This window comes from Oceanobacillus alkalisoli, from assembly GCF_021556485.1.
Taxonomy (GTDB): domain Bacteria; phylum Bacillota; class Bacilli; order Bacillales; family Amphibacillaceae; genus Oceanobacillus; species Oceanobacillus alkalisoli.
Window position 1 is genome coordinate 30,648 of the sequence record NZ_JAKGBW010000009.1, and the last position, 22,645, is coordinate 53,292.

Sequence of the window (22,645 nt, forward strand, 5' to 3'; positions counted from 1 at the left end):
AAATATGCTCGGGTGTGAGGGCGAGTGATTAGGGGGGATATAAACGACCGAATTGCATATCAATCCTTATTTCAAGGTGATTACAGGATCACACAGTCAAGAAAAAGACATAAAGAAACACAATTGTATTTCCTCATGTCTTGTTTCATCTGCTTAAGATACATTACCCAACCCTAATTTATTACTTAATCGCTCTAGCATTTCCTTCGTCATTTTATCTAAATCATATTGATACGTGTAACCCCACTCTTCTCTAGCAGCAGTTGCATCAAGACGGTTCGGCCAGCTGTCGGCGATCTTTTGCCGGACTGGGTCTGTTTCATAAGTCATCCGGAATTCTGGAATATGCTGTTGAATCGCTTTTTCAAAATCTTCCGGTGCTGCGGAGAATGCTGTAATATTGAACGCATTCCGGTGAATAAGTTTATCCGGGTCCGCTTCCATTAAATCAATCACGGCACGCAATGCATCAGGCAGATACATCATATCCATATACGTCCCCTCAGCAATATAGCAGTTATATTTTTTATTTTTCAATGCTTCATAGAATATCTCGACGGCATAATCAGTCGTGCCGCCACCCGGCATTGTTTTGGAAGAAATGAGCCCCGGATAACGAACGCTTCTCGTGTCAACTCCATACCGTTCGAAATAATAGTCAGCTAAGAGCTCTCCCGCCACTTTATTAATGCCATACATCGTTGTCGGGCGTTGCAATGTTTCTTGCGGGGTGTTTTCCTTTGGCGTTTTCGGACCAAAGGCACCGATGGAACTTGGGGTGAAGAATTTAAGATTGAGCTCACGGGCTACTTCCAGCGCATTCATTAAGCCTCCCATGTTTAGTCTCCAAGCAAGCCTTGGTGTTTCTTCTGCTTTAAAGGATAAGATTGCGGCTAAGTGCAGCATCGTATCCACTTCATGCTTTTTCGCAGTTTCATGGAGTTGTTTTTCATCCATGACGTCCACGGTTTCAAATAAGGAATCTTCTGATCCGTCTTGCGGTTTCTTAATATCTGTAGCCACCACATTGTTTTCTCCATAAAGCTCCCGTAATTTAATCACCAGTTCAGAACCGATTTGGCCGCATGCTCCCGTTACGAGAATTTTTTTCATGGCAAAAATTCCTTTCACTCTTCTTCTATATTTATATTCTCCTTAATGAATTTCATAATACGTATTTAGTGCTTTAGTAATGATGAAATTCATTCCCCTGATTAAATGATGCCCATCTCTTTACCGATTTTCTCATATACTCCAATTGCATCATCAAGCATTTCCTTCGTATGTGCAGCTGTTGGCATATTGCGTATGCGTCCTGTGCCCCTTGGAACCGTTGGGAAGACAATCGATTTCGCATAAACACCAGATTCAAACAAGCGTTTGCTGAATTCCTGTGTCACTTTCTCGTCACCGATAATGACCGGGGTGATTGGTGTTTCACTGTTCCCGATATCAAAACCTGACTTTTTCAATCTTGCTTTTAAATAATCACCATTTTCCCAGAGTTTCTCAACCAATTCATTGTTTTCCATTAATAGTTCAATTGCCTTCGTACTCGCCGCTGCGTCAGCTGGAGTAACTGCTGTGGAGAATAAAAATGGACGGGAAGCCACTTTCAGCCAGTCAATTAGGTTTTGTTTCCCTGCCACGTAACCTCCGACAATACCGATTGCTTTTGATAACGTCCCCATCTGCAGGTCTACCTTGTCTTGCAGGCCGAAGTGTTTTACTGTACCGGCACCACTTCCGAGGACACCGGAGCCGTGAGCATCATCGACATAGGTGATGAGGTCGTACGCTTCCGCAATCTCAACAATTTCAGGTAGTTTAGCGATATCTCCATCCATGGAAAATACCCCATCTGTAATCACCATGATTTTATTATATTCACCAGACTCCACTGCTGCCTTTGCCTGCTTCTGTAAGTCCGTCATATCTGAGTGCCCGTAGCGAATAATTTTTGCTCGTGAAAGACGGCAACCGTCAATGATCGAGGCATGATTCAATTCATCGGAGAGAATAGCATCATGCTTGTTCATTACTGCTGAAATCGCAGCCATATTACAATTAAAACCAGATTGATAGGAAATGGCCGCTTCTGTTCCTTTAAACGCAGCTATCTTCTCCTCTAAATCCTGGTGCAAATCAAGTGTCCCATTAATCGTCCGAACTGCACCTGCTCCAACCCCATGAGAATCGACCGCTTCTTTCGCTGTTTCTTTTAACGTAACGTTTGTTGCAAGACCAAGGTAGTTGTTCGAGGATAAGTTGATGAGCTTCTGACCGTCTATTTGTATTTCTGGTCCATTTGCCCCTTCAACAGTGTCAATTTCATTATATAAACCTTTATTCTTTAAATCTGCAATATGATCATGGATAAACTTTTCCAAAGCTTTGCTGGACATTGTGGGAAACCTCCTTTTAACTATAATGTATGCGCTTACTTTATATCTATAAGTTTAACATAGACATTGGAAAATGTTAAAAGCTAACCCAATTTTATTCTTTTCAACATTTCCTCAAGTTCCCTGTCGCGTTCTGTTAAAGACTTTTATATAATTTAATGAATTTCATAATACGTATTTAATGCTTCACCATCACCATATGTAGTTGAGTTGGTTCGTTCCCAACTACATATGGTGATGGCAAAGCCGACTTTGGTAATTATGAAATTCATTCAATTGGAAGGAATATTTTGTTGGAGGAAAAGAAAAAGATGAAGAAAGCATTGTTAGGCCTATTAATCACATTCATGATTGCACTCGTTCTATTTGGTTATTTCTATGATGACAGCCCGTCTCGTGAAATCGAGCAAACGATAGAAACGAATTGACAGCAAAAAAGGAAAGCACCCCATTTAAATGGATGCTTTCCTTTTTTATCTTTGTGTTATTGTGAATCTATTACTCTACAATTGTAACGTTAACCGTACGTACACCCCAGTTATATGCTTCGTCTTTCGTTGGGACGTGAACGTCGATTTTATTTCCTTTAATTGCTCCGCCAACATCAGCTGCAATTGCGTAACCATAGCCTTCAACATGAACTTTTGTACCTAAGGGAATCACATTTGGGTCTACCGCGATTACTTTAGCGAACGGATCCTTATTCAAGTCAACACCAGTGGAAGTAATTCCTGAACAGCCATCACAACTTGCTGTATATGCAGTTGAAGTTACGGAAATTGTTTTTCCTTGTGGCTGTTGTTCTTTTGTTGTATTAGATGAATCTGCTGTATTGCTGCTTGTTTTTTGTTTTGGTGCCGGTTGTGTTGCTTCTTCTTTCTTCGCAACAGCTTGTTCCTCTTCTTTTACTTCTTCAGGAGCCTCACGCTTAACTTGATCGCCCCCGACATTTTGAATCTCTAATTCCTGACCAATGACAATCAGGGCTGAATCCAAGTTATTCCACTCTTTTAGTTCTTCGAGGGAAACTTCATGGTCTTTTGCGATACTAAGTAAGGTATCTCCTTGTTGTACCACGTATGTGTTATTTATATATATAGTTTGCTTTGGTTGAATCACTGTCGTTTTTAAATCATTGATTTGGACGAGCTTGTCAACCGTTGTATTGTATTCATTTGCGATGTCCCATAGGTTCTCTCCTGGTTGAACTTCATGTTCCTCTGCTGAAGCAGTAGTTACAGCTACAGTTGACAGGATTAATCCAGTCATTAAAGCCGCTACTATTTTCTTCAAATCAATTCCTCCTTAATTTCTGACAGTCACTATCGTACCACAGGAAAAAGAGGAATACAGTTACAGGAAAATTAAGAGTCCATGACAGGTTTTACAGTTTTCCTACATAATCGTCTAGGTGTAATGTTCCTGAAATATTAGCGGGTGTAAGCGTAAAGATATATTACAATGTTACAAAGAAAAAACAGGGAGTATAAAATCCCCCTGCCTTTTTGCTTAGTTAAACAATCCTTTAAAGAAATTGCTCAATGCACCGAAAATGTCAGCGAAGAAATTGGCAACACTCTTCCAGAATCCTTCATCAAGACCGAGCTCTTCTGCCCGCTCAGCGACACTGTCCGCAATATCCTTCAATTGATCACGTACACTGCCGAAGTCAATATCTAATTCACGCATGCGATCAACTAAGTTGATTAACATTTGACGATCTTCTTCACTTAAGTTAATTTCGAGTTTACTTAATTGTTCGCTGACAATTTCTTCAACTTCTTCCCTGGTTACCGGGTTCTGCTCCGCGATCATTTGTTTAATTTCCGTTAAAAGATGGGCAACATCTTCATCAGAGACGTCTTCGTTTTCTGCGAGATCTGTCGCTACGACAAGTTCATCATTCGCAAGCTCCATCCGCTCTTTATCAAGTTCCACACCTTCCACGTCATATGCTTTATAAATACCAGTCAGTGCTGAGTGACCGGTTACCGCCACAGGAGATACAACATCGACAGTCACATTCTCCGCACCGGCAGTGAGCAGTGCGTTCTCATACATTTCACTCGTCACCTTCGTAATGTTTCCTGGCGTTAAGATATTAACGACAAGCCCTTCTCCACCATTATCCATTGTAATCATGGCAGAAGAGTACATATTCGCATTTGGATTTCCATTAATGTAATTTGCATAATCCTGTCCAGTTACATCATGCTCCTCCACTGCAGCATTCTCACCGAGCTCTAATTCAGCTCGTACTTCCTGGCGCTCGGACTCTGAAAGTTTCTCCCCGTATATCAGGATACTCTCTGACACAGCTCCTGCAGGTGTAGCAAGTCCGACCAATAAGACGGCTATTAATAGAAGGGATAGTATCGATTTTGTTATTTTTCGCATCATAAACACTCCTTTGAATAGAGAAGTTCAATGTTACCTTTCCTTGCTCCCTATTATATGGAAAGGGAACTTGCATTTATTATACCTTTTCTCCGTGAAAATGAACACTTTAAAATAACCGCACTCATATTTGACAAATTTATATAAATATGAGCTAATCCCTTTATTTTTACTTCGGGATACGTTATATTTAGAGTAACGAAACATTTCGTTGGAAGGAAGGGCATTACAAATTAGTTATCGTCAAATAACAAATCGGAATTTAGCAATCATGTGGTTTGCTAACTTTTTTGTTAGCGGAAGTATGACAATGGTAATTCCATTTATTTCATTGTACATCGCTTCAATGGGGAATTTCTCTGATGCGTATGTGCAAACGTGGTCCGGACTGACATTTGCAGTTACGTTCATTACTGCATTTATCTTTTCACCAATCTGGGGTAGGATTGGCGATCGGTTCGGAAGAAAAAAGATTTTGATCATGTCCGCTATTGGAATTGGACTATCCGTACTATTGATGGGGTTTGCCACAACAGTTTGGCAGCTTTTTTTATTGCGATTAATCATGGGGGTTGTAACAGGATTTATCCCAATGTCCCAAGCGCTTATCGCCGTGCAAACACCTAAGGAAACAGCCGGTAAAGTACTCGGTACCCTGCAGACAGGTAGTGTTACTGGTGCATTAATGGGACCAATGCTCGGCGGAGCTCTAGCAGATGCGTTTGGATTTACGAATACATTCAAATGGGTATCCGTCACAATTTTCATTTCTGCTATTCTCGTATTCTTTGTTAAAGAAGTTCAATATAAGGTTTCAAAAGATGAACGAGATTATAAAACATATTCCAGTAAACAAGTATTAAAGCACATTGTTAGTAGACCAGTACTGCTCGTCGTCATGCTATTATCGTTACTCATACAAGTGGCACATTTCAGTATCCAGCCGATTCTCTCTTTATTTGTAGAGGAGATTCATGGACCTGTAAATATCGCCTTTTTTGCTGGGATGGCATTCTCGGCAGCAGGACTTGGGAACCTATTATTCTCACGCAGATTAGGCAAGCTTGGCGATAAGGTTGGTCATGTCAAAGTACTGACCGTTCTCTTATTTGCGGCAGGTATTGTCTACTTCCCAGGCGCCTTCGTCTCAAGCGTGTGGCAACTAATTATCCTAAGATTCTTACTTGGAGTTGCTCTTGGTGGACTCGTTCCGCTGCGGATCGCTTATATCCGGCAGGCCGCTCCGTTATCCATGCAAGGTGAAGTGCTTGGCTACAATACGAGTCTGCGCTTTTTAGGGAACGTCATTGGACCAGCACTCGGTGGTCTGATTGCCGCATCATTTGGTTTCTCAGCTGTATTTTATATTACGAGCGGAATACTTGTTTTAAGTGGTGTCATTATGCTCTATACATGGTACACTTCCGAATACGAAGGAAAAGAATCGAAACTGTTTTCCATGCTGAAACAATAGATGAAGTAAAAGCCGGAACGTAGCTTAATTGCTCCGTCCCGGCCTTTTTATGCAGAAATATTGCATTTGACGAAGCAACCGATTATACTAGCAACAGCAATAAGACAACGAGGCAAGCAATTGTCAGCCTAAAAGAGAAAGTGTGATGGAAATGGGAATTGTTGTCGTAGAAATTTGCGATGGAAATACCATTACGTTAGTTGACGTCGAAGGTATTTTAGAATCCGAATTTCCAGAAGTTGCAGTCATTATGAATGAATGCTTAAACTTCTGCGGATTATGTGCCGTCCGCCCGTATGCATTAGTCAATAACAAGAGAGTCTTCGGAAAAACACCGGAAGAATGTCTCGATAAAATAAGAGTTGCCATAAAAGAAGAACTTGCTCAATTTGAATGAGCAAGTTCTTTTTTTTGTTGTTAAGCGGGCACTTCCGCCTTTGTCCGTCATTTCCCTGGAAATAATTTAACTCTTTTTGTCGAAAACAGTCAGTGCTTATAAGCTTGCCTGTAAAATTTCCAAGGAATCTTGTTTATTCAATTTCTTGAACACTCCATACTCTGGACGGACAGCGACCGCTTTGTCTGCAATAAGTTCAAGGCTATCAGCGGTTATGTTGTAATCAGAGAGCTTACTCGGTGCGCCGATTTCGTTCCAGAACATCCGTAATGCTTCAATCCCTTCAAGCGCCACTTCTTCATCAGATTTTCCAGCTGTCTCAACATGAAAAACCCGAACAGCGAGCTGTTTGAAACGAGCGACATTTCCTTCATTCAGTACATGCTTCATCCAGTTCGGGAAAAGAATCGCAAGCCCTCCTCCATGCGGGATATCATGGACTGCTGAGACTGCATGTTCCAAGTTATGGGTTGCCCAGTCACCGCGGACTCCAACATTAATCATGCCATTTAATGCGTACGTGCTGCTTAACATCATGACTTCCCGATATTCATAGTTCTCCGGATGCTCAATCAGTTTGGGCGCTGTTTCCATCATCGTTTGTAAAATGGATTCACAGAAACGGTCCTGCATCGGTGCATTTGTTGTAACATGGAAGTAATGTTCAAACACATGGGACATAATATCAACAATTCCATAAACCGTTTGATCTCGCGGCACACTAAACGTATAAGCAGGGTCAAGTATAGAAAACTTCGGATAAACAAATACAGAACCCCAGCCATGCTTTTCCTTCGTCTCCCAATTTGTAATGACCGAGCTCGTATTCATTTCTGATCCGGTTGCAGCCAATGTAAGTATAGTACCGAGCGGAAGGGCGTCTGTTGCCTTTTCCTTCTTCATGACAATATCCCACACATCCGCTTCCGTTTTTGCGCCAGCCGCAATCGCTTTCGTACAATCAATCGTACTCCCGCCACCGACTGCAAGCAAGAAGTCAATTCCTTCCCGCTTACAGATTTCCACTCCTTTTCGAACAGTGGAGAGCCTTGGATTCGGTTCTACTCCAGGAAGCTCAAATACTTCCGCTTCCATTTCCTGTAACTTCCCCATCACTTCATCATAAATGCCGTTTCGTTTAATACTTCCACCGCCATAGACGAGCAACACTTTCTTGCCATAACGGGAGACTTCTTTCGGCAAGGCTTGAATCTGATCCTTCCCGAACAATAGTTTCGTTGGATTTCGAAATACGAAGTTATCCATTATATACCCTCCTCTATTACTCGATATGTGCGATGCAATCCATTTCAACTAAGACATCTTTCGGTAACCGGCTCACTTCAATGGTAGCCCGTGCCGGATATGGCTCAATTAAGTAAGACCCATAGATTTCATTCACGGTTCCAAAGTGTTCCATCGAGTCTAAATAAATTGTGAATTTGACCGCCTGAGAAAAATCGGTTCCTGCTTCTTTCAAGATTGCCTTCAGATTTTCCATTACTTGCTCTGTCTGCTTCTCAATACCTTCCGCAACCTCCCCTGTTTCCGGGTCAACTGGAATCTGTCCGGAAATATATAGGAAATCTCCTGCTTGAATCGCTTGTGAATATGGTCCAATTGCTGCTGGTGCATTTTCTGTATGAATTGCTTTTACCATGAATATTCCTCCTCTTTCTTCAACTAACTCTATTCTACCATTATACTAATTATCTTTCGATTCGAATAAGTCTTTTTCACGGAATTTTCCATAACGATAATATAAAAAGGCAAAAATACTGCTAATCATAAAGCTTACACCCATCCCCATCGCAATCCCCGTGTCACCGAACCACCGAGAGAAGAGCCAGGTGAGCGGGTAACGCAATACCCAAAAAGATAATAGATTCAAAATGAGCACTTGATACATTGCTCCTGCAGCCCGTACGACTCCATTCAAAATAAAGTTAATTCCTAAAAACGGATAGCAGAGCGCGATAATCGATAAATATCTGGCGCCGAAATCAACCGAAGCTGCGTCTCGTGTAAATAATTTAATACCATATTCACCAAATAAAATGATGAATATGCCAATCGTCACCATAATCACAAAGTTAAATAACACACCATATTTGGCGATTTTGTCTACCCGCTTCCAGTTTCTCACCCCTATATTTTGCCCAGCCATACTCGTTATAGCTGTACTTAAAGCTTGAGCAGGAAGCATAATAATACTGTCAAGGCGCTGAGCACTTGTAAAACCGGCAACAACAGGTCCGCCAAATGACGTCACAACACTCATGATCGCAGCGGAACCAGCTGAGATAACCGCCATCTGCAGACCAGATGGAATTCCAAGATGAAAGATGAGGCGAATATCTTTTAAAGCGGGAACAGTCGGCACGGTGAATGGTGCCAAGCGCTCGCGTCTCATATAATAGAATCCATATAAAAATGCAAGTCCTTGAGATACAATCGTCGCATAGCCCGCTCCTTGAATTCCCCAATCAAACACCGAAATGAATAACGGATCAAGGATAACGTTGGCAACTACTGCGACTGTTACAAATCGAAGTGGCGTCTTACTGTCACCGAGTGCGCGCATGACCGTACTGATGAAGTTATAGCCAAACAAAAATAAGATTCCCATAAAATTAATTTGGAGGTATGCCTTCGCATCCTGCATCATCGTTTCCGGCGTGCCTAATAGATTCAATAATTGTTCAGCAAAAAAGAAACCAATGACACCAAGGAGAACAGCAAGTGAGGTCATCAGTACAACAAATGCGTTTAAATAGCGCTTCAAACCATCATCATTCTGCTTCCCCTTCTGCTGGGAAAGGATTGTGAGTGCTGCATTGTTCAGTCCGATAATAAACGCGAGGACAGTAAATAGAATTGTACTTGATATTCCAATCGCCCCAAGCGCAGTTGCGCCGAGTAGGTTACCGACCCATAAACTATCAATAAATTGATAGGATGTCTGCAGCAAGTTCGTAAGTAGAATCGGCCAGGAGAAATGAAATAATTGCTTTAAAATATTTCCTTCCGTAAAGTCATATTGCCTTGTCATATCCGATCAGCCTTTATATCCATATTTAGTCTATCCTTCATAATACCGGATTGATAAATATAAGCAAAAGAGAGGCTCCTGAAACCGAATCAGGAGCCTCTCTTTGTAACATATTTTTTGTTTAAGCATTTACCACTTGTTTTTCCGCATCGTTTTTGTTTTTATTTTTATCCATGAACTGAATCACGAGCATGATTGCGAAAATGACTGCACCAAAAAGATCCGTATTACCTTCCGGATACATAAGCAGGATACCTGCAACGAAAGCGATGATTCGTTCAATCCAGTGCAGCTTCCGGTACCAGAATCCGATTAGGCCTGCTCCGATTGCAATCATACCGGTAATTGCGGTAATAATAATCCAAGTAATCCCTAAGATGGTAACGTCAATCATTAACAGTTGCGGTTCGAAGACAAACATATATGGAATAATAAAGGCTGCAATCGCTAGTTTCGTAGCATTTACACCCGTTCGTATCGGTTCTCCGCCAGATATACCCGTCGCAGCAAAGGCTGCCAGTGCAACTGGTGGAGTGATGTCTGCCACAATTCCAAAGAAGAACACAAACATGTGCGCTGCAAGAATCGGGATTGCCAGCTCCAGCTGATCACTCAAGGCTAAAATTGCTGGCAAGGCGATGGTTGAAGTAATAATATAGTTCGCAGTTGTCGGTGATCCCATTCCAATAATAATCGACGTAATCATTGTAAAGAATAGCGTGAGCAAGATAAGCATCATATCATTGAATGCAATACTTTCTGCCATTCCAACTAAACTATTTCCTAATTTTAATCCTAGCCCACTTCTGGTCACTACCCCAACAATAATCCCCGCACAGGCTGTCGCTGCTGCTACCCCTAAAGCAGTTCGTGCACCGTCTGTTAACGCAGTCAAGAATTTACCAAGTGTAAATTTGCCCTTCTTGTCAAGGAACATATTCGTTTCCTTACTGAACATGCTCACAATAATTGCAGCAAGGATACCATAAAGAGCAGTCCGCTCAATACTAAAACCTTCAAACAGGAAATAGACAATCGCTACGATAGGTAAAAGCAAGTACAGTTTTTTCAGCACTTGCATTTTATTCGGAAGCTCTTCTTTTGGTAATCCAACTAGCCCTAATCGCTTGGCTTCCAGATGTGTCATCACCCAAATACCAGTGAAATAGAGTAATGCGGGTATAACCGCTGCTTTTGCAATATCCCAATACGGGACACCGGCAAATTCAATCATGAGAAATGCGGCTGCCCCCATAATCGGTGGCATAATCTGTCCGCCGGTTGAAGCGGCTGCTTCAACTGCACCTGCAAAGTTCGATTTATATCCAAGACGTTTCATCATTGGAATCGTATATGAACCGGTTGTTACCGTATTCGCTACGGAACTTCCAGAAATCGTCCCATTCAAGGCACTGGAGAAAATAGCTACCTTTGCAGGTCCACCAACCCGACGTCCTGCAATTGCAAGTGCCAAGTCATTGAAGTAAAGACCAACACCTGTCTGAACTAAAAATGCCCCAAATAAAAGGAATAAGAAAATATACGTGGACGATACTTGTAACGGCGTACCCAGGATCCCTTCCGTCGTAAAGAACATCGAATTAATTAACTGATTCAACGTCAACCCACGGTGGGCCAGCATTCCCGGCATATGCGGACCTAAATAAGCATAAACGAGAAACAGCGCTGCAATGATGACAATTGGTAATCCAACTGCTCGTCTCGCCGCTTCTAAAACGAGCAGAATTGCGATTCCCCCAATGATCATTTGGGTGTTATCAATTCCTCCGACTTTCATTACCAATGTTTCATAGAATACAGGCCAGTAGGCACTCACGGTAACGGACAAGATGATGAGGATCCAGTCATACCATGGAACACTTGATTTCTTTAATCCCTTCTTCGCCGGGAACAGTAAGAAAATGAGTGATAAAGCGAAACCTAGGTGAATCGTTCGTTGGATATATGCGGTGTAGGCACCAAATGCTCCGGTGTAAAGATGGAATAGAGAAAATGCGATAAGGATGATAAAGACAAGCCAGCCAAGAATCCCACCTAATTTTCTCTGGTTTGATTCCACATCATACTTTTCCATCAACTTCTGCTGTTCTTCTTCTGACAATTGTACCATATCTACTTGTTCATTTTTGTCACTCATCTATCTTCACTCCTTTCAAGTATTTCCATAGCGGCAGTTTATCTATTTGTACAGTATATGTTTCACCAGGTTCAAAATAGTCATTGAACCAAACCATCTGCTTCTCCGCTTCACCTCCGTACTGCCAGCGGAGCCGATGCTCAGATACTGTCTTCCCGTTGCGGATATCCATCGATTCAAAGATATAATTTAAATTGCCGACATGATATTTGCCATCCTTTACTTCAAACGTCTGCCCTTCCTCGGCATTGGAAGGCATGCCAATTCCATAGGATTCAAAAATCATTTCGTACTGCTCAATATTCAAGTCCGCGGTTACAATATATCTTTCTACCACATCGGTTAAGTGGATGGAATGAGTGAATATAATATCGAATCGGTCACCTTGATCGAGCGGCAACAATGCAACCAGTTCATTTGAATTCCTTTCATGAAAAGTAAGTGCTGACTTTGAAGGAATCAATAAAATGAAGCCAATTAGCAGGATGCCAAAAATAGGAATTATAATTTTAAGTTTCATTCTATGTAACCACCAGTTTTTCGGTCAATAAAACGGCCGGCTTTCAAAACTAGTTTACCGTCTTGATTGCCGGCCTTTATATTAAATCAATTATTAATCAAGTACTCCTGCCTCTTGGAAATAACGCTCGGCACCAGGGTGGAAGTCAATTCCAATTCCTTCAACTCCCGTTTCCGGTGAGATGAATTCTCCCTTGGAGTGTGAGATCGAGTCCGCATTATCATAGATTGCTTTCGTAATCTCATAAACGACATCTTCTGATAAAGAATCCGTCACGGCTATCATCGCAAGAACAGCTACCGTCTTGATTTCTTCATCAATCCCGCTATATGTTCCACCAGGAATCGTATCTTCCGCATAGTACGGATACTCTTCAATGATCGCATTAATCTTGTCCTGCTCAATCGGAATAACAGTAACATCTGTAGTTGCGCCTAGACCTTCAACTGATCCAGTTGGTGTGCCAGCTGTAATGAATGCAGCATCAATATTACCGTCTTGGATACCGCTAGTAGATTCATCAAAATCCAAGTGCTGAGCATCGATGTCATCCATTGTTAGATCATGCGCTTCAAGAATTTGTTCTGCGTTGATGTAAGTCCCTGAACCTGGCGCACCTACTGATACAGTTGCACCTGCCAGGTCTTCTATCGATTCAATTCCCGAACTTGCGGTTGTCACAATCTGTACCGTTTCCGGGTAAAGGGATCCAAGTGCTAATACATTATCAACCGGCTCCCCTTCGAATGCATTAATTCCTTCTTTTGCGAAAGCTACAACGTCCGTCTGGACAAACGCCAGCTCTGCTTCCCCTTCCTTGAGAGAGATAACGTTATCCGCAGAAGCATTGGATGATGGAGAATCTGTCTGAATCCCTGTCTCCTCAGAAATAATCTGCGCCATTTCTCCTCCAAGTGGGTAATAAGTACCGCCTGTTCCACCAGTAAGCATACTTAGAAACTCTGGTGCATCTTCTCCTGCTTCTGTTTCCTCACCATTTTCGCTACCAGCGTCATCGCCGCCAGTGTCGCCGTTTGCATCTCCCTCATCATCTCCACCGCCACCACACGCTGCTAAAAACAAAGCAAGCGCTATCAATAGTGCGAAGATAATGGATAATTTATTCTTTTTCATCTTACATCCCCCTTTCGTTATACGTAAAATTCTAACAAAAAGCTTTATTTTGTCAATATAATTCTTAGTAATTATCGACAAATTAGCAATATTTAACAGATAATTAACGATAATCTATTAGATAAACATAGATTCTGTTTGCACTATTTCTTTCTATCCACTTTACCTGCTTTAAATAAAAAAAGCAATAATATTGTATCCGCTTCCAGCAGAGTTCTTGACAATATTACGAAAATTCAATATGATGATGTGTAAATATTTAGATGTTTCTCATGATTGGAGGTAATGAGATGAAACTAAAATTAGCTGTATTTGGAATACAACCGACGATCGACCGAATCCATTCGCTTTTAGAAGAAAATAAAGAAATTGAACTACTACCTTTCACCTATTCAAAAGCAGAGGAGACAACTACTCTCCTTGATACCGTTTATAATTGTGATGTTTATTTATTTACAGAATATCTATCTTACTTATATGTTTACAACAAGATTGAAAAAGAACGCCTGCCTACGATTCAGATTGAACCGGATCCTTATATGGTGAGCGTGGCTCTATACCGTCTACAAGCGGAAAAAAACGTTAAACGAATTGCCTTTGATTTGTTTGATGAATCATATCTTGATGATGTTGTGCGAGAGCTGAACTTGGATGAGGAACCAATCAAGCCTATCCTATTTGACAGCTGGGAAAAGCCAGATACAGAGAAGCTAATCACTTCTTATACAACTCTTTGGAACGAAGGTAATATTGAATATGTACTTGCAAGCACAGAGGAAATCGCTGCAGAGTTAAGAGGACGAGATATTCCGGCAAGTACACTCCATCTGCCTGAGCTTCGGCTGAAAGAAGCACTCAATCAAACAATTTCACTCGCTAAACTGAGTGAGTCAGAGAATAACCAAATGGTTACAGGCTATATTTCAGTTAAAGGCATTGACGAAAAAACAGAAATCATCGGTCATAGTTTAGATATTTTAAAGCGGATTAGGAGAATATTGACGCGGTTTAGTACACGAACAGACACAACCTTTGTAGAAACAGAGGAAAGAAAATTTGTTTTATACGGCAGTGAGAAGCTACATAAACATTTGAAAGAACATTACCGGTCGTTTCCATTATTACAAGAAATGAAAAGCAGTATTAAACTTCCGGTTCATCTTGGGTTCGGTCTTGGGCTCAGTGCACTTGAATCTGCAAAAAATGCGGAAATAGCCCATGAAAGCTGTCAACGCAGCGAACACAGCATCTGCTATATTACGAATGAGAGGCAAGAGATGATTGGGCCGATTGGCGTGAAAAAAGAAATCGATACATCCAGTCTTTATCAGGCTTTAATTCATCATGCCCGCCTGAACAATGAGCTTTCCTATAATTTCATTGACTTTATTACCGACCGAAATAATGAGCCTTTTTCAACAAATGATGTGGCACTGTTTTATCAAGTGACGAAAAGAAGTGCCGAGCGGACAGTAAATAAATTGTTGACGGGTAATGTTATTAAAATTGCCGGTGAAGAACGCCCCTATAAAAAAGGCAGACCACGAAAACTATTTACGTTGAATCATTAAAAAATCCCCCTATCGTTCCTAAAAGGACGGTATGGAGGATTCTTTCATTCATGATGATGCGAACCCAAGTGTAAAACCCCCGCGGAATGAAGTTTCGTTTTACAAGCTCAGTAATTCACGGATGTCATCTTCGCTTAGGCTACTCAGCATTTGTTCGCCTGGTTGAATGACTTGGTTGATGAGTTCGCGTTTTTTCTGTTGCAGGGCGTAAATTTTCTCTTCAATCGTTCCTTCCGCGATGAGACGGATCACTTGAACAATCTTCTTCTGTCCGAAACGATGAGCTCTCCCGGTTGCCTGGTCTTCCACGGCAGGGTTCCACCAAAGGTCATATAAAATAACCGTATCGGCCCCTGTCAAATTCAGCCCGGTCCCCCCTGCTTTCAGTGAAATCAGGAAGACACTCTTCTCTCCACTGTTAAAGCGTTCGCTCATATGGAGCCGTTCCTCGGAACCCGTTTCTCCGCTCAAATAAAAGAAATCAATTCCTTCTTTGTTCAACTCTTTGATAATCAATTCATGCATACTCGTGAATTGGGAGAAAATCAGCATCCGTTTATCGTTTTCAAGAGTCGTCTTCACCGTCTCCATCAGTTGCATCAGCTTGCCCGATTCTCCTTGATAATTCTCGATAAACAAGGATGGGTGGCAACAAATCTGACGCAGTCTCGTGAGTCCCGCCAGTATTTTCATCCGGTTCTTATTAAAGCCGCTGTCTTTTAATGACTCGGAAGCATCTTGCTGTACTTGCTGAAGATAACCGACGTACAACTCCTTCTGCTCCTGGGTCAATTCAGAAAGACTGACAGATTCAATTTTATCAGGTAATTCCTTTAATACATCCTGCTTCAGGCGGCGTAAAATAAATGGTCTTGTTATACTCGCGATTCGTTCATTGGAAAGCTGCTTGAACTTCCGTATATTCGGCATTAGACCTGGCAAGATGACTTGGAAAATGGCCCATAATTCTTCTATCGAGTTCTCAATTGGCGTTCCGCTTAAAGCAAATCGGCGGGAAGCATTGATCTGGCGGATTGCCTGGGATGTCTTTGTTGCATAATTTTTAATATATTGTGCTTCATCTAGAATCAAGGTCTGAAAGTCGAGTTGGCTATAGTGTTCAATATCCTGCCGTACCGTAGAATAGGACGTAATCCAAACATCGGCACCCTGCTTATTCTTGATTTTTTCCAGTCTTTCCGCAGGTGTCCCGGTTAATATTTCAACGTTTAAATGTGGTGTGAATTTATCGAATTCATTCTTCCAATTGTAAACAACGGATGAAGGTGCGACGACAAGATGCAGCTTCTCACTCGGTTCAGATGCAAGATAAGCAATCGTCTGCAATGTTTTTCCAAGTCCCATATCATCTGCTAAAATTCCACCTAAGTGATAGCGGCTAAGTGACTTGAACCATTGGTAACCAGTAACCTGATAGGTCCTAAGTTCGGCATCAAGCTGCTTCGGTAATTCATCGACATGTTCTTCCGGTGAACGTAAGTGATGAATGAGCGAGCGGAATTCCGGATCATAGCTCTTCTTTGTATCGATCAGTTCATCGATTTGCGTACTCCGGTACAGCGGCATTTGCACGTTTCCGCTAGTTACATCTTGTTTTTTAATATCCAGTTGATCGAAAAAGTCATTTATCGAGGAAAAGGCATCATTTTCAAGCGAGAGCAATGCTCCGCTGTTTAAACGATAAAATCGTCTTTTTTCAATAACAGCCTGCAAAATCGCATCCACTTCCGACTCATCCACTCCATCGATATCAAAGCTGATTTCAAGCAGATTGGAAGCTGAATCAAGATTCACATTCGTCGTTGCTGTCGGTTCATGCTCCACAATCATATACTTCAAGTCTGACGTCAGGAACAATTCCACCTTTTCTGCTAGAAGCGGCAGGATTTCATAAAGGAATTCATAAAGCTCCTCTTCTGCTTCCGTCTCCAGGTAGAGCTCTTTTCCATTATACCGGAAGTTCGCATGCTCGATCAGCTCCATGATTTCCCGTTCTTTCTCGACTTCACGAATAATAATGACGTCTTCCTGACCGCCTCCGTTAAATGGATGAACGAGATGCTTTCCATAATGATATTCCAGTTTTCCATTCACTACGTCCTCCTGTAATTCGAGGTACAGTTTCGCCTGGAGTGGTACTTGAATGACTTCTTCAATAATATTCTCAGCAACCGTCACATCACCTACCGTTTTTAAAGACGGAATGACTTCTGAAAAGAAACGATCTGCCTGTTGTTTTGAAATTGCAAGAGCGTAATGATTGATATTGAATTTAAAAAGGTTAGCGACGATCTTCGTTTGCTCTGGCGTAATAAAGTAAAAGACCCCATTATTTAACAGCATATTATATTCTTGTAAAATGGACATTCCACTGCCTTCAGCAAGACGCAGCAAAATGTCTTGTTCATTACTTTTTTCAAGCATAAATTGAAAAGGGAAACCCTCTTCCGCAATCGTTATATCCTCATATGTCCGGTCTGCTACCGTAACCGTTGTCTTCCGGTTTGCAAGCTTTAAAAGCAAATCACGGGCGGCAAGCGGTGGGATTGTCATATACCGGTCATCGGCTGTATTTGTCATGGAATAGAAGGTGGAATGATAAATATTTTCATTCTTTTGAATCGCGTGGAGCATCTGGAATACTTCTTCATCCAATTGCAGGAGGTAATTTTCTTCTGGTCTGTACGTGAAGTTTTTCGTGAAAAAGTATTCTTTTCCAGCTAGGACTGCATCAATTAACTCGAACAGTTCTTTTACAACATAGGTGCGATTCTCACCAAATTTCAGTTCGATGAGCAAGTTCCCACTATAGCTTACGTGCAAATGATACTCTACTTGCACCGGCGTCTGATCCATGACTAGGCTCGGATTCTTCTGTTCCAATTGCTGCAGTTCGCTGATCTGCTCGATGAAACGATCCGTAATTTTATAATCATAGGAAACTGCCTGCTCTCCGGCTCCGTCCTTCGCTTGGATCATGAGCAAAGTTGCTACGATATGCTTACAAGACCCGTATGTGTCGAAAGCAGGACAATCACAATACGTATCAATCGTACCTTTATCGATGTCTTTTACATCGATTTCGACAAAGTAATCTTCTGTACCAGCAACGGTTGTTGTCCATACTCCATGATTCCTATCATAAAGCGGTTCACTGACCCTGCCCTTTTTATAATAATCGAGTCCCCGCCGGTAGATAACCGATGGGAATAATCTGCTGATGTTAACATCCTTTAATGGTTTCAAGATCATACTACCTGCCTTTATCTGCTATTGCCTCAATTTCTATTTTAAAGGAAGCAAGAACAAAAGTGAAAAGAAATCATGCATTGCTCTCCTGCTTTCTTCCTTTTATATAAAAATAAATATACATGATGATCGAACAAAGAATTGAAATGGATGATGCGATATAAATTGATGCGTAATTAAAATTCGATGCGAGCATTCCGAAAAATATTGCGGCAACCCCAATCCCTAAATCAAAGAAGGAGAAGAATGTCGCATTTGCCATCCCTTTTCGGTCTGCATCCGCTTTATCGACCGCCCATGCCTGAAGTGCTGGCTGAACGGTTCCGAATCCAAATCCATATAACGCTGCTGCCGTCAACAGAATCGTCGTACTCGGCAACCAGGCGAGCAATAGCATAGCGGCAAATATGAATATTGCACCTGGCACGAACACATAGAGATGTCCTTTCTTATCATAAATTTTCCCTGCAAAAAGCCGGGATATCATGAGAAAAATGGCATAGACAAGGAAATACGTTGCGATTCCTTCCACATCCCGCTCCAGCGCATGGAGGGGTAAAAAGGTAGCAATCCCGCCAAATGTCGCCGTAATAAAAAACATAAGAATCGACGGCTGTAACGCAGTCTTCTCCAGTACATCAAAACGGGCAGGTTTTGATCGCCTATCCGGTACTTCTACCTTTTTATATCCGATGCCAAGCGATAATAGTAAAGCGGTAAGCCCAAGCGCCGCAGAAATGAAGAAGATATCTCGGAACGAAATAATACCGACAAGAGAGAGCCCGAGTGATGGCCCCATAGCCAATGCGATATTTCCCGATAAACCGAAATATCCCATCCCCTCTCCCCTTCTCTTCGGTGGAATTAAATCAGTAGCAATCGTCCCTCCTGCAGTTGTTGAAAATCCCCAGCCCGCACCTTGAAGAATCCGAACCAGGCCAAGCAGGAAGATGCTTGCGAGGAACCCATAAATTCCCATTGTTATGACAAAAATAGTAAGTCCAATAATATATACAAAACCACGCCCTTTTGATTCTAGTGCATGACCTGCAAAGGGGCGCAATAATAACGCTGAAAAGGTAAAGATTCCAACGATGATCCCAACCATCTGGTCACTGCCGCCAAGTTCTTTTACATAAAGCGGAAGAGTCGGCAGTGTCATTTGAAAGCCAAGAAAAACAAAAAAGTTCGCTAACCAAATAAAAACAAAGTCTTTTGTCCAAATTCTGTTCTCTTTTGGGTTCGAATAAAGTCTTGCCTCTCCCATTTGATCAGACTCCCTCTCCTAAATGCTTAATACTAGATTATACCGGATTATTTCGAGAATGGAAATATTTAATATCCCAACCCGCACACTGAAGAGGATAATTGCTTTCATTCAGCGTAAGTGATTTGGCTCATTAACATATTCAGAGCTTTAATTACCGTTCAGTTGCCCGGGGGACGGATGCTTTCCACGGGCACGGCCTCAGCCTCCTCGGAAGAAAACCGCTTCCTGCGGGGTCTTCGGACACGTGCTTTTCCCGTAGGAGTCACCGTCCCCCGGGCAACTGAACTGGTAAGATGATTATTATAAATAGAAATTATTCCGTCAAGATAAGGAGTATACTTTTTCCAGAACATTAAATAGTGATTCAAATTCGACCTTTGCTGGTAGCAGTCCAGACACCTCGAGACTCCTGCGGGAGGTCGGCTAAGAAGGATTTTTTTTAATATGCTATTTCTTGAAACTTTTATCCATTTCACCCGTATAACCTACTACAACGAAACATACATATTTTTTATTCGAAAGGAGTCGGTGCTGGAATGGATTTGATGTTGGAAGTAAATGGGCTTAATAAATCCTTTAAAGACAAACAAGTTTTAAAAAACATTTCCTTCGAAGTCAAGAAGGGTGAAATAATGGCGATTCTTGGCCCGAATGGTGCTGGTAAATCAACAACCATCCGCAATATAATGGGAATCATGTACCCCGACGATGGAACTGTCACGTTCCATAACCACCAAGGGAAAGGAATACCGCAAAATAAAATTGGCTACCTTCCTGAAGAACGGGGCTTATACAAAAACGTAAAGGTCATGGACATCTTGCTTTACCTTGCCGATTTGAAAGATTATCCCGTTGGGAAGGCAAAAGAAAGAGTACTTGCCTACTTGAAAAAATTTGACTTGGAAGGTAAAGAAAACGTCAAGATGGAAGAGCTATCAAAAGGAATGGGACAGAAAGTACAATTTATCGGTGCAGTCATTCATGAACCGGAATTATTGATTCTTGATGAACCATTCTCTGGTCTTGACCCGGTAAGTCAGGAAATTTTCAAAGATGAAATTCGCAGTCTCCGGGATAATGGCACTGCAATTTTACTTTCATCCCACCAAATGAACTTAGTGGAAGAAATGTGTGACCGATTATTTATGATCCAACGCGGAGAGAAGGTCATTTATGGTTCACTTGATGCTGTGAAACAAGAGTATGCCAACTTTAAATGCACCATCCGCGGCAGCAATGAAAGAAGCACTTTAGAGGCCATTCCTGACGTTGAAAATATTGAACAGGACGGCGATGTCTCGATTCTTTATTTAACGAAGGATGTCAATCCAAACCATTGGCTGAAACAACTGCCAGACGATGTTACGATTCAGGAACTAGCGATTGACCGTGTATCTCTTCATGAAATCTTTATCGATATCGCAACAGATAAGCACTTAATGCCGGAAGAAGGTGAAGTCCATGCGTAATGCGATGAAAGTGGCGAAGTGGGAAATCAAGCGAAATATGAAAAATAAAACCTTTCTAATCGGATTATTCCTTACTCCCCTCTTAATTGTCGGTTTCGGCCTGATTGGCAGCTGGATTGGCGGCGATTCAGACGATGGCGCTGAAGGAGATGAGATGACTGTTTTCATCAATGATGAGATTGGCATTATCGATGAACTCTCGCAGTATGCTTCCGAAAGTGGACTGGACTTTCGGATAGAGGAAACGAATGTGGAAATTGGCGAAGTTGCTGCTGAGTTAGAGGAAGCGGAAGATACTGCCTATGTATTCTTAAATGAGGCTGCCTTGAACGAAGGCGTCATTCCAGTGTATATCGCTGAAGATGTGGATTCATTCTTTTCAAATCAGCTGGCCATTTTTCAAGCACCAATTCTTAGCTATCAGATGGAGACGCTTGGCTTAACGGAAGAGCAATCACTTGCTGTCTCTCGCGGGATTCATTTTGCGGAAATGGATGCAGAAGAAATCACGGACGATGGAGCTCTTGAAGACGAGGCAGCCGGTGAAGATTTCCTAGCGGGAATCGTTCCAGCATCTTTTGGTGGTATCATTTTCATTTCGATTCTTTTCACCGGGATGGCAATGTTCCAAAGTGCTTCTCAAGAGAAAAAAGATAAAATCGCCGAAATCATTCTCTCTTCCGTCACTCCTGAAGAATTAATGCAAGGGAAAATTATCGGCTATTTTGTTCTTGGACTTGTGCAAGCGGCTGTATTGCTCGTGTTCTTAGTGCCATTTATCCTGTTCACGACCGATATCCCGCTGTTTGAGTATTTATTCGTTCCGGAAACACTGCTGTTTGTATTCATTGCTGTGCTGAACTACTTGATGTTTGCAGCAATCTTTGTGGGAATCGGTGCTACGATTGAAGATGTGACGACTTCCGGCAACTTCCAAGGGATCGTCATGATGCTGCCATTCTTGCCATTCATTTTCATCGGTCCGGTCGTTGCAGACCCTTCTGGTTTAATGGCGCAAATCGGAACTTACATTCCGTTCACTGCTCCAGGAGTATTGCTGCTCCGCCTTACGATGCTCGATGTTTGGCCATGGCTTGAAATCGGCATCTCTCTTGCGATTATCATCGTCAGTGTCTTTATCTTTGTCAGGCTTGCTGGCAAAATCTTTAAGGTCGGAATTCTCATGTACGGGAAGAACGCAACCCCGGGTGAAATTTGGAAATGGTTAAAAGCCTAAACTTCTTTTTCCTTTTCATTTAAATATATACTATAATATTAGTATAATAGCATTCACTTGTGGGAGGTATTCATATGTTAATGTATGTTATAGCCTTAGGTATCGGAGTAAGCATCAGTTTAATTATCGCAAGCGAAGTATGGGATTAATAAGATGCGAAGAGCACATCCACGGTTTGGATGTGCTCTTTTTTTATGTAGTGTCCAGTTGCCCTGCTTGGGACGGGCGTTTTCCGATGAAAACCAGATGCATATGCTGATTGAGAATAAACCTGGTTACTTTCCATTAGAG

17 protein-coding genes are annotated in these 22,645 nt (G+C 41.8%); 5 read left to right on the forward strand and 12 right to left on the reverse strand.

The window, feature by feature from the left end:
- Window positions 1-153: 153 nt before the first annotated feature.
- The 4 genes from LZD48_RS10235 to LZD48_RS10250 all read right to left on the reverse strand — a co-directional run bounded on the left by LZD48_RS10235 (window position 154) and on the right by LZD48_RS10250 (window position 4,802).
- Window positions 154-1,113: an L-threonine 3-dehydrogenase gene (locus LZD48_RS10235; RefSeq protein ID WP_235762651.1), complete on the reverse strand. Its 960-nt coding sequence runs from the start codon at window positions 1,111-1,113 to the stop codon at window positions 154-156.
- 101 nt (window positions 1,114-1,214) lie between these two features.
- Window positions 1,215-2,405 (reverse strand): glycine C-acetyltransferase, encoded by a 1,191-nt coding sequence (locus tag LZD48_RS10240; RefSeq protein ID WP_235762652.1) that lies wholly within the window; start codon window positions 2,403-2,405, stop codon window positions 1,215-1,217.
- Between the two features lie 498 nt (window positions 2,406-2,903).
- Window positions 2,904-3,698 (reverse strand): 3D domain-containing protein, encoded by a 795-nt coding sequence (locus tag LZD48_RS10245; protein ID WP_235762653.1) that lies wholly within the window; start codon window positions 3,696-3,698, stop codon window positions 2,904-2,906.
- 216 nt (window positions 3,699-3,914) lie between these two features.
- Window positions 3,915-4,802: a DUF1002 domain-containing protein gene (locus LZD48_RS10250; RefSeq protein WP_235762654.1), complete on the reverse strand. Its 888-nt coding sequence runs from the start codon at window positions 4,800-4,802 to the stop codon at window positions 3,915-3,917.
- A gap of 271 nt (window positions 4,803-5,073) precedes the next feature.
- On the opposite strand from LZD48_RS10250, the gene LZD48_RS10255 reads away from it, so the two are divergent.
- Together LZD48_RS10255 and LZD48_RS10260 are read left to right on the forward strand one after the other, a co-directional pair.
- On the forward strand, window positions 5,074-6,276 hold the full coding sequence (locus LZD48_RS10255) for an MFS transporter (protein WP_235762734.1): 1,203 nt from the start codon (window positions 5,074-5,076) through the stop codon (window positions 6,274-6,276).
- A 151-nt stretch (window positions 6,277-6,427) separates the two neighbouring features.
- Complete coding sequence (locus LZD48_RS10260) at window positions 6,428-6,673, forward strand: YuzB family protein (protein ID WP_188855923.1); 246 nt, start codon at window positions 6,428-6,430, stop codon at window positions 6,671-6,673.
- Window positions 6,674-6,769: 96 nt separating this feature from the next.
- On the opposite strand, the gene LZD48_RS10265 is transcribed toward LZD48_RS10260, so the two are convergent.
- From LZD48_RS10265 to LZD48_RS10290, 6 genes are all read right to left on the reverse strand, one after another.
- The gene (locus LZD48_RS10265; protein ID WP_235762655.1) at window positions 6,770-7,939 is read right to left on the reverse strand and encodes an iron-containing alcohol dehydrogenase; all 1,170 of its coding nucleotides are present in this window, start codon (window positions 7,937-7,939) and stop codon (window positions 6,770-6,772) included.
- A gap of 16 nt (window positions 7,940-7,955) precedes the next feature.
- Window positions 7,956-8,333, reverse strand: a complete 378-nt coding sequence (locus LZD48_RS10270; RefSeq protein WP_235762656.1) for a RidA family protein — start codon at window positions 8,331-8,333, stop codon at window positions 7,956-7,958.
- 45 nt (window positions 8,334-8,378) lie between these two features.
- Complete coding sequence (locus tag LZD48_RS10275; protein ID WP_235762657.1) at window positions 8,379-9,725, reverse strand: MATE family efflux transporter; 1,347 nt, start codon at window positions 9,723-9,725, stop codon at window positions 8,379-8,381.
- Window positions 9,726-9,846: 121 nt separating this feature from the next.
- Window positions 9,847-11,883, reverse strand: a complete 2,037-nt coding sequence (locus LZD48_RS10280) for a TRAP transporter permease (RefSeq protein ID WP_235762658.1) — start codon at window positions 11,881-11,883, stop codon at window positions 9,847-9,849.
- Window positions 11,876-12,403 carry a DUF1850 domain-containing protein gene (locus LZD48_RS10285; RefSeq protein WP_235762659.1) on the reverse strand — a complete coding sequence of 176 codons (528 nt, stop codon included), beginning with the start codon at window positions 12,401-12,403 and terminating at the stop codon, window positions 11,876-11,878. The genes LZD48_RS10280 and LZD48_RS10285 overlap by 8 nt, the downstream gene beginning before the upstream one ends.
- A gap of 93 nt (window positions 12,404-12,496) precedes the next feature.
- Window positions 12,497-13,537, reverse strand: a complete 1,041-nt coding sequence (locus tag LZD48_RS10290) for a TAXI family TRAP transporter solute-binding subunit (protein WP_235762660.1) — start codon at window positions 13,535-13,537, stop codon at window positions 12,497-12,499.
- Window positions 13,538-13,827: 290 nt separating this feature from the next.
- Here LZD48_RS10290 and LZD48_RS10295 point away from each other — a divergent pair, with 290 nt between their 5' ends.
- Window positions 13,828-15,108, forward strand: a complete 1,281-nt coding sequence (locus tag LZD48_RS10295) for a hypothetical protein (RefSeq protein WP_235762661.1) — start codon at window positions 13,828-13,830, stop codon at window positions 15,106-15,108.
- 99 nt (window positions 15,109-15,207) lie between these two features.
- Here LZD48_RS10295 and LZD48_RS10300 read toward each other — a convergent pair whose 3' ends face one another.
- On the reverse strand, window positions 15,208-18,375 hold the full coding sequence (locus LZD48_RS10300) for a DEAD/DEAH box helicase (protein WP_235762662.1): 3,168 nt from the start codon (window positions 18,373-18,375) through the stop codon (window positions 15,208-15,210).
- 76 nt (window positions 18,376-18,451) lie between these two features.
- Window positions 18,452-19,645, reverse strand: coding sequence for an MFS transporter (locus tag LZD48_RS10305; protein ID WP_235762663.1), 1,194 nt, complete (start codon window positions 19,643-19,645; stop codon window positions 18,452-18,454).
- A gap of 539 nt (window positions 19,646-20,184) precedes the next feature.
- On the opposite strand from LZD48_RS10305, the gene LZD48_RS10310 reads away from it, so the two are divergent.
- Both LZD48_RS10310 and LZD48_RS10315 read left to right on the forward strand, forming a co-directional pair.
- Window positions 20,185-21,117 carry an ABC transporter ATP-binding protein gene (locus LZD48_RS10310; protein ID WP_235762664.1) on the forward strand — a complete coding sequence of 311 codons (933 nt, stop codon included), beginning with the start codon at window positions 20,185-20,187 and terminating at the stop codon, window positions 21,115-21,117.
- Entirely contained in the window at window positions 21,110-22,354 is a 1,245-nt protein-coding gene (locus LZD48_RS10315) for an ABC transporter permease (RefSeq protein ID WP_235762665.1), read from the forward strand. Before LZD48_RS10310 ends, LZD48_RS10315 begins: the two co-directional genes overlap by 8 nt.
- Window positions 22,355-22,645: the final 291 nt, after the last annotated feature.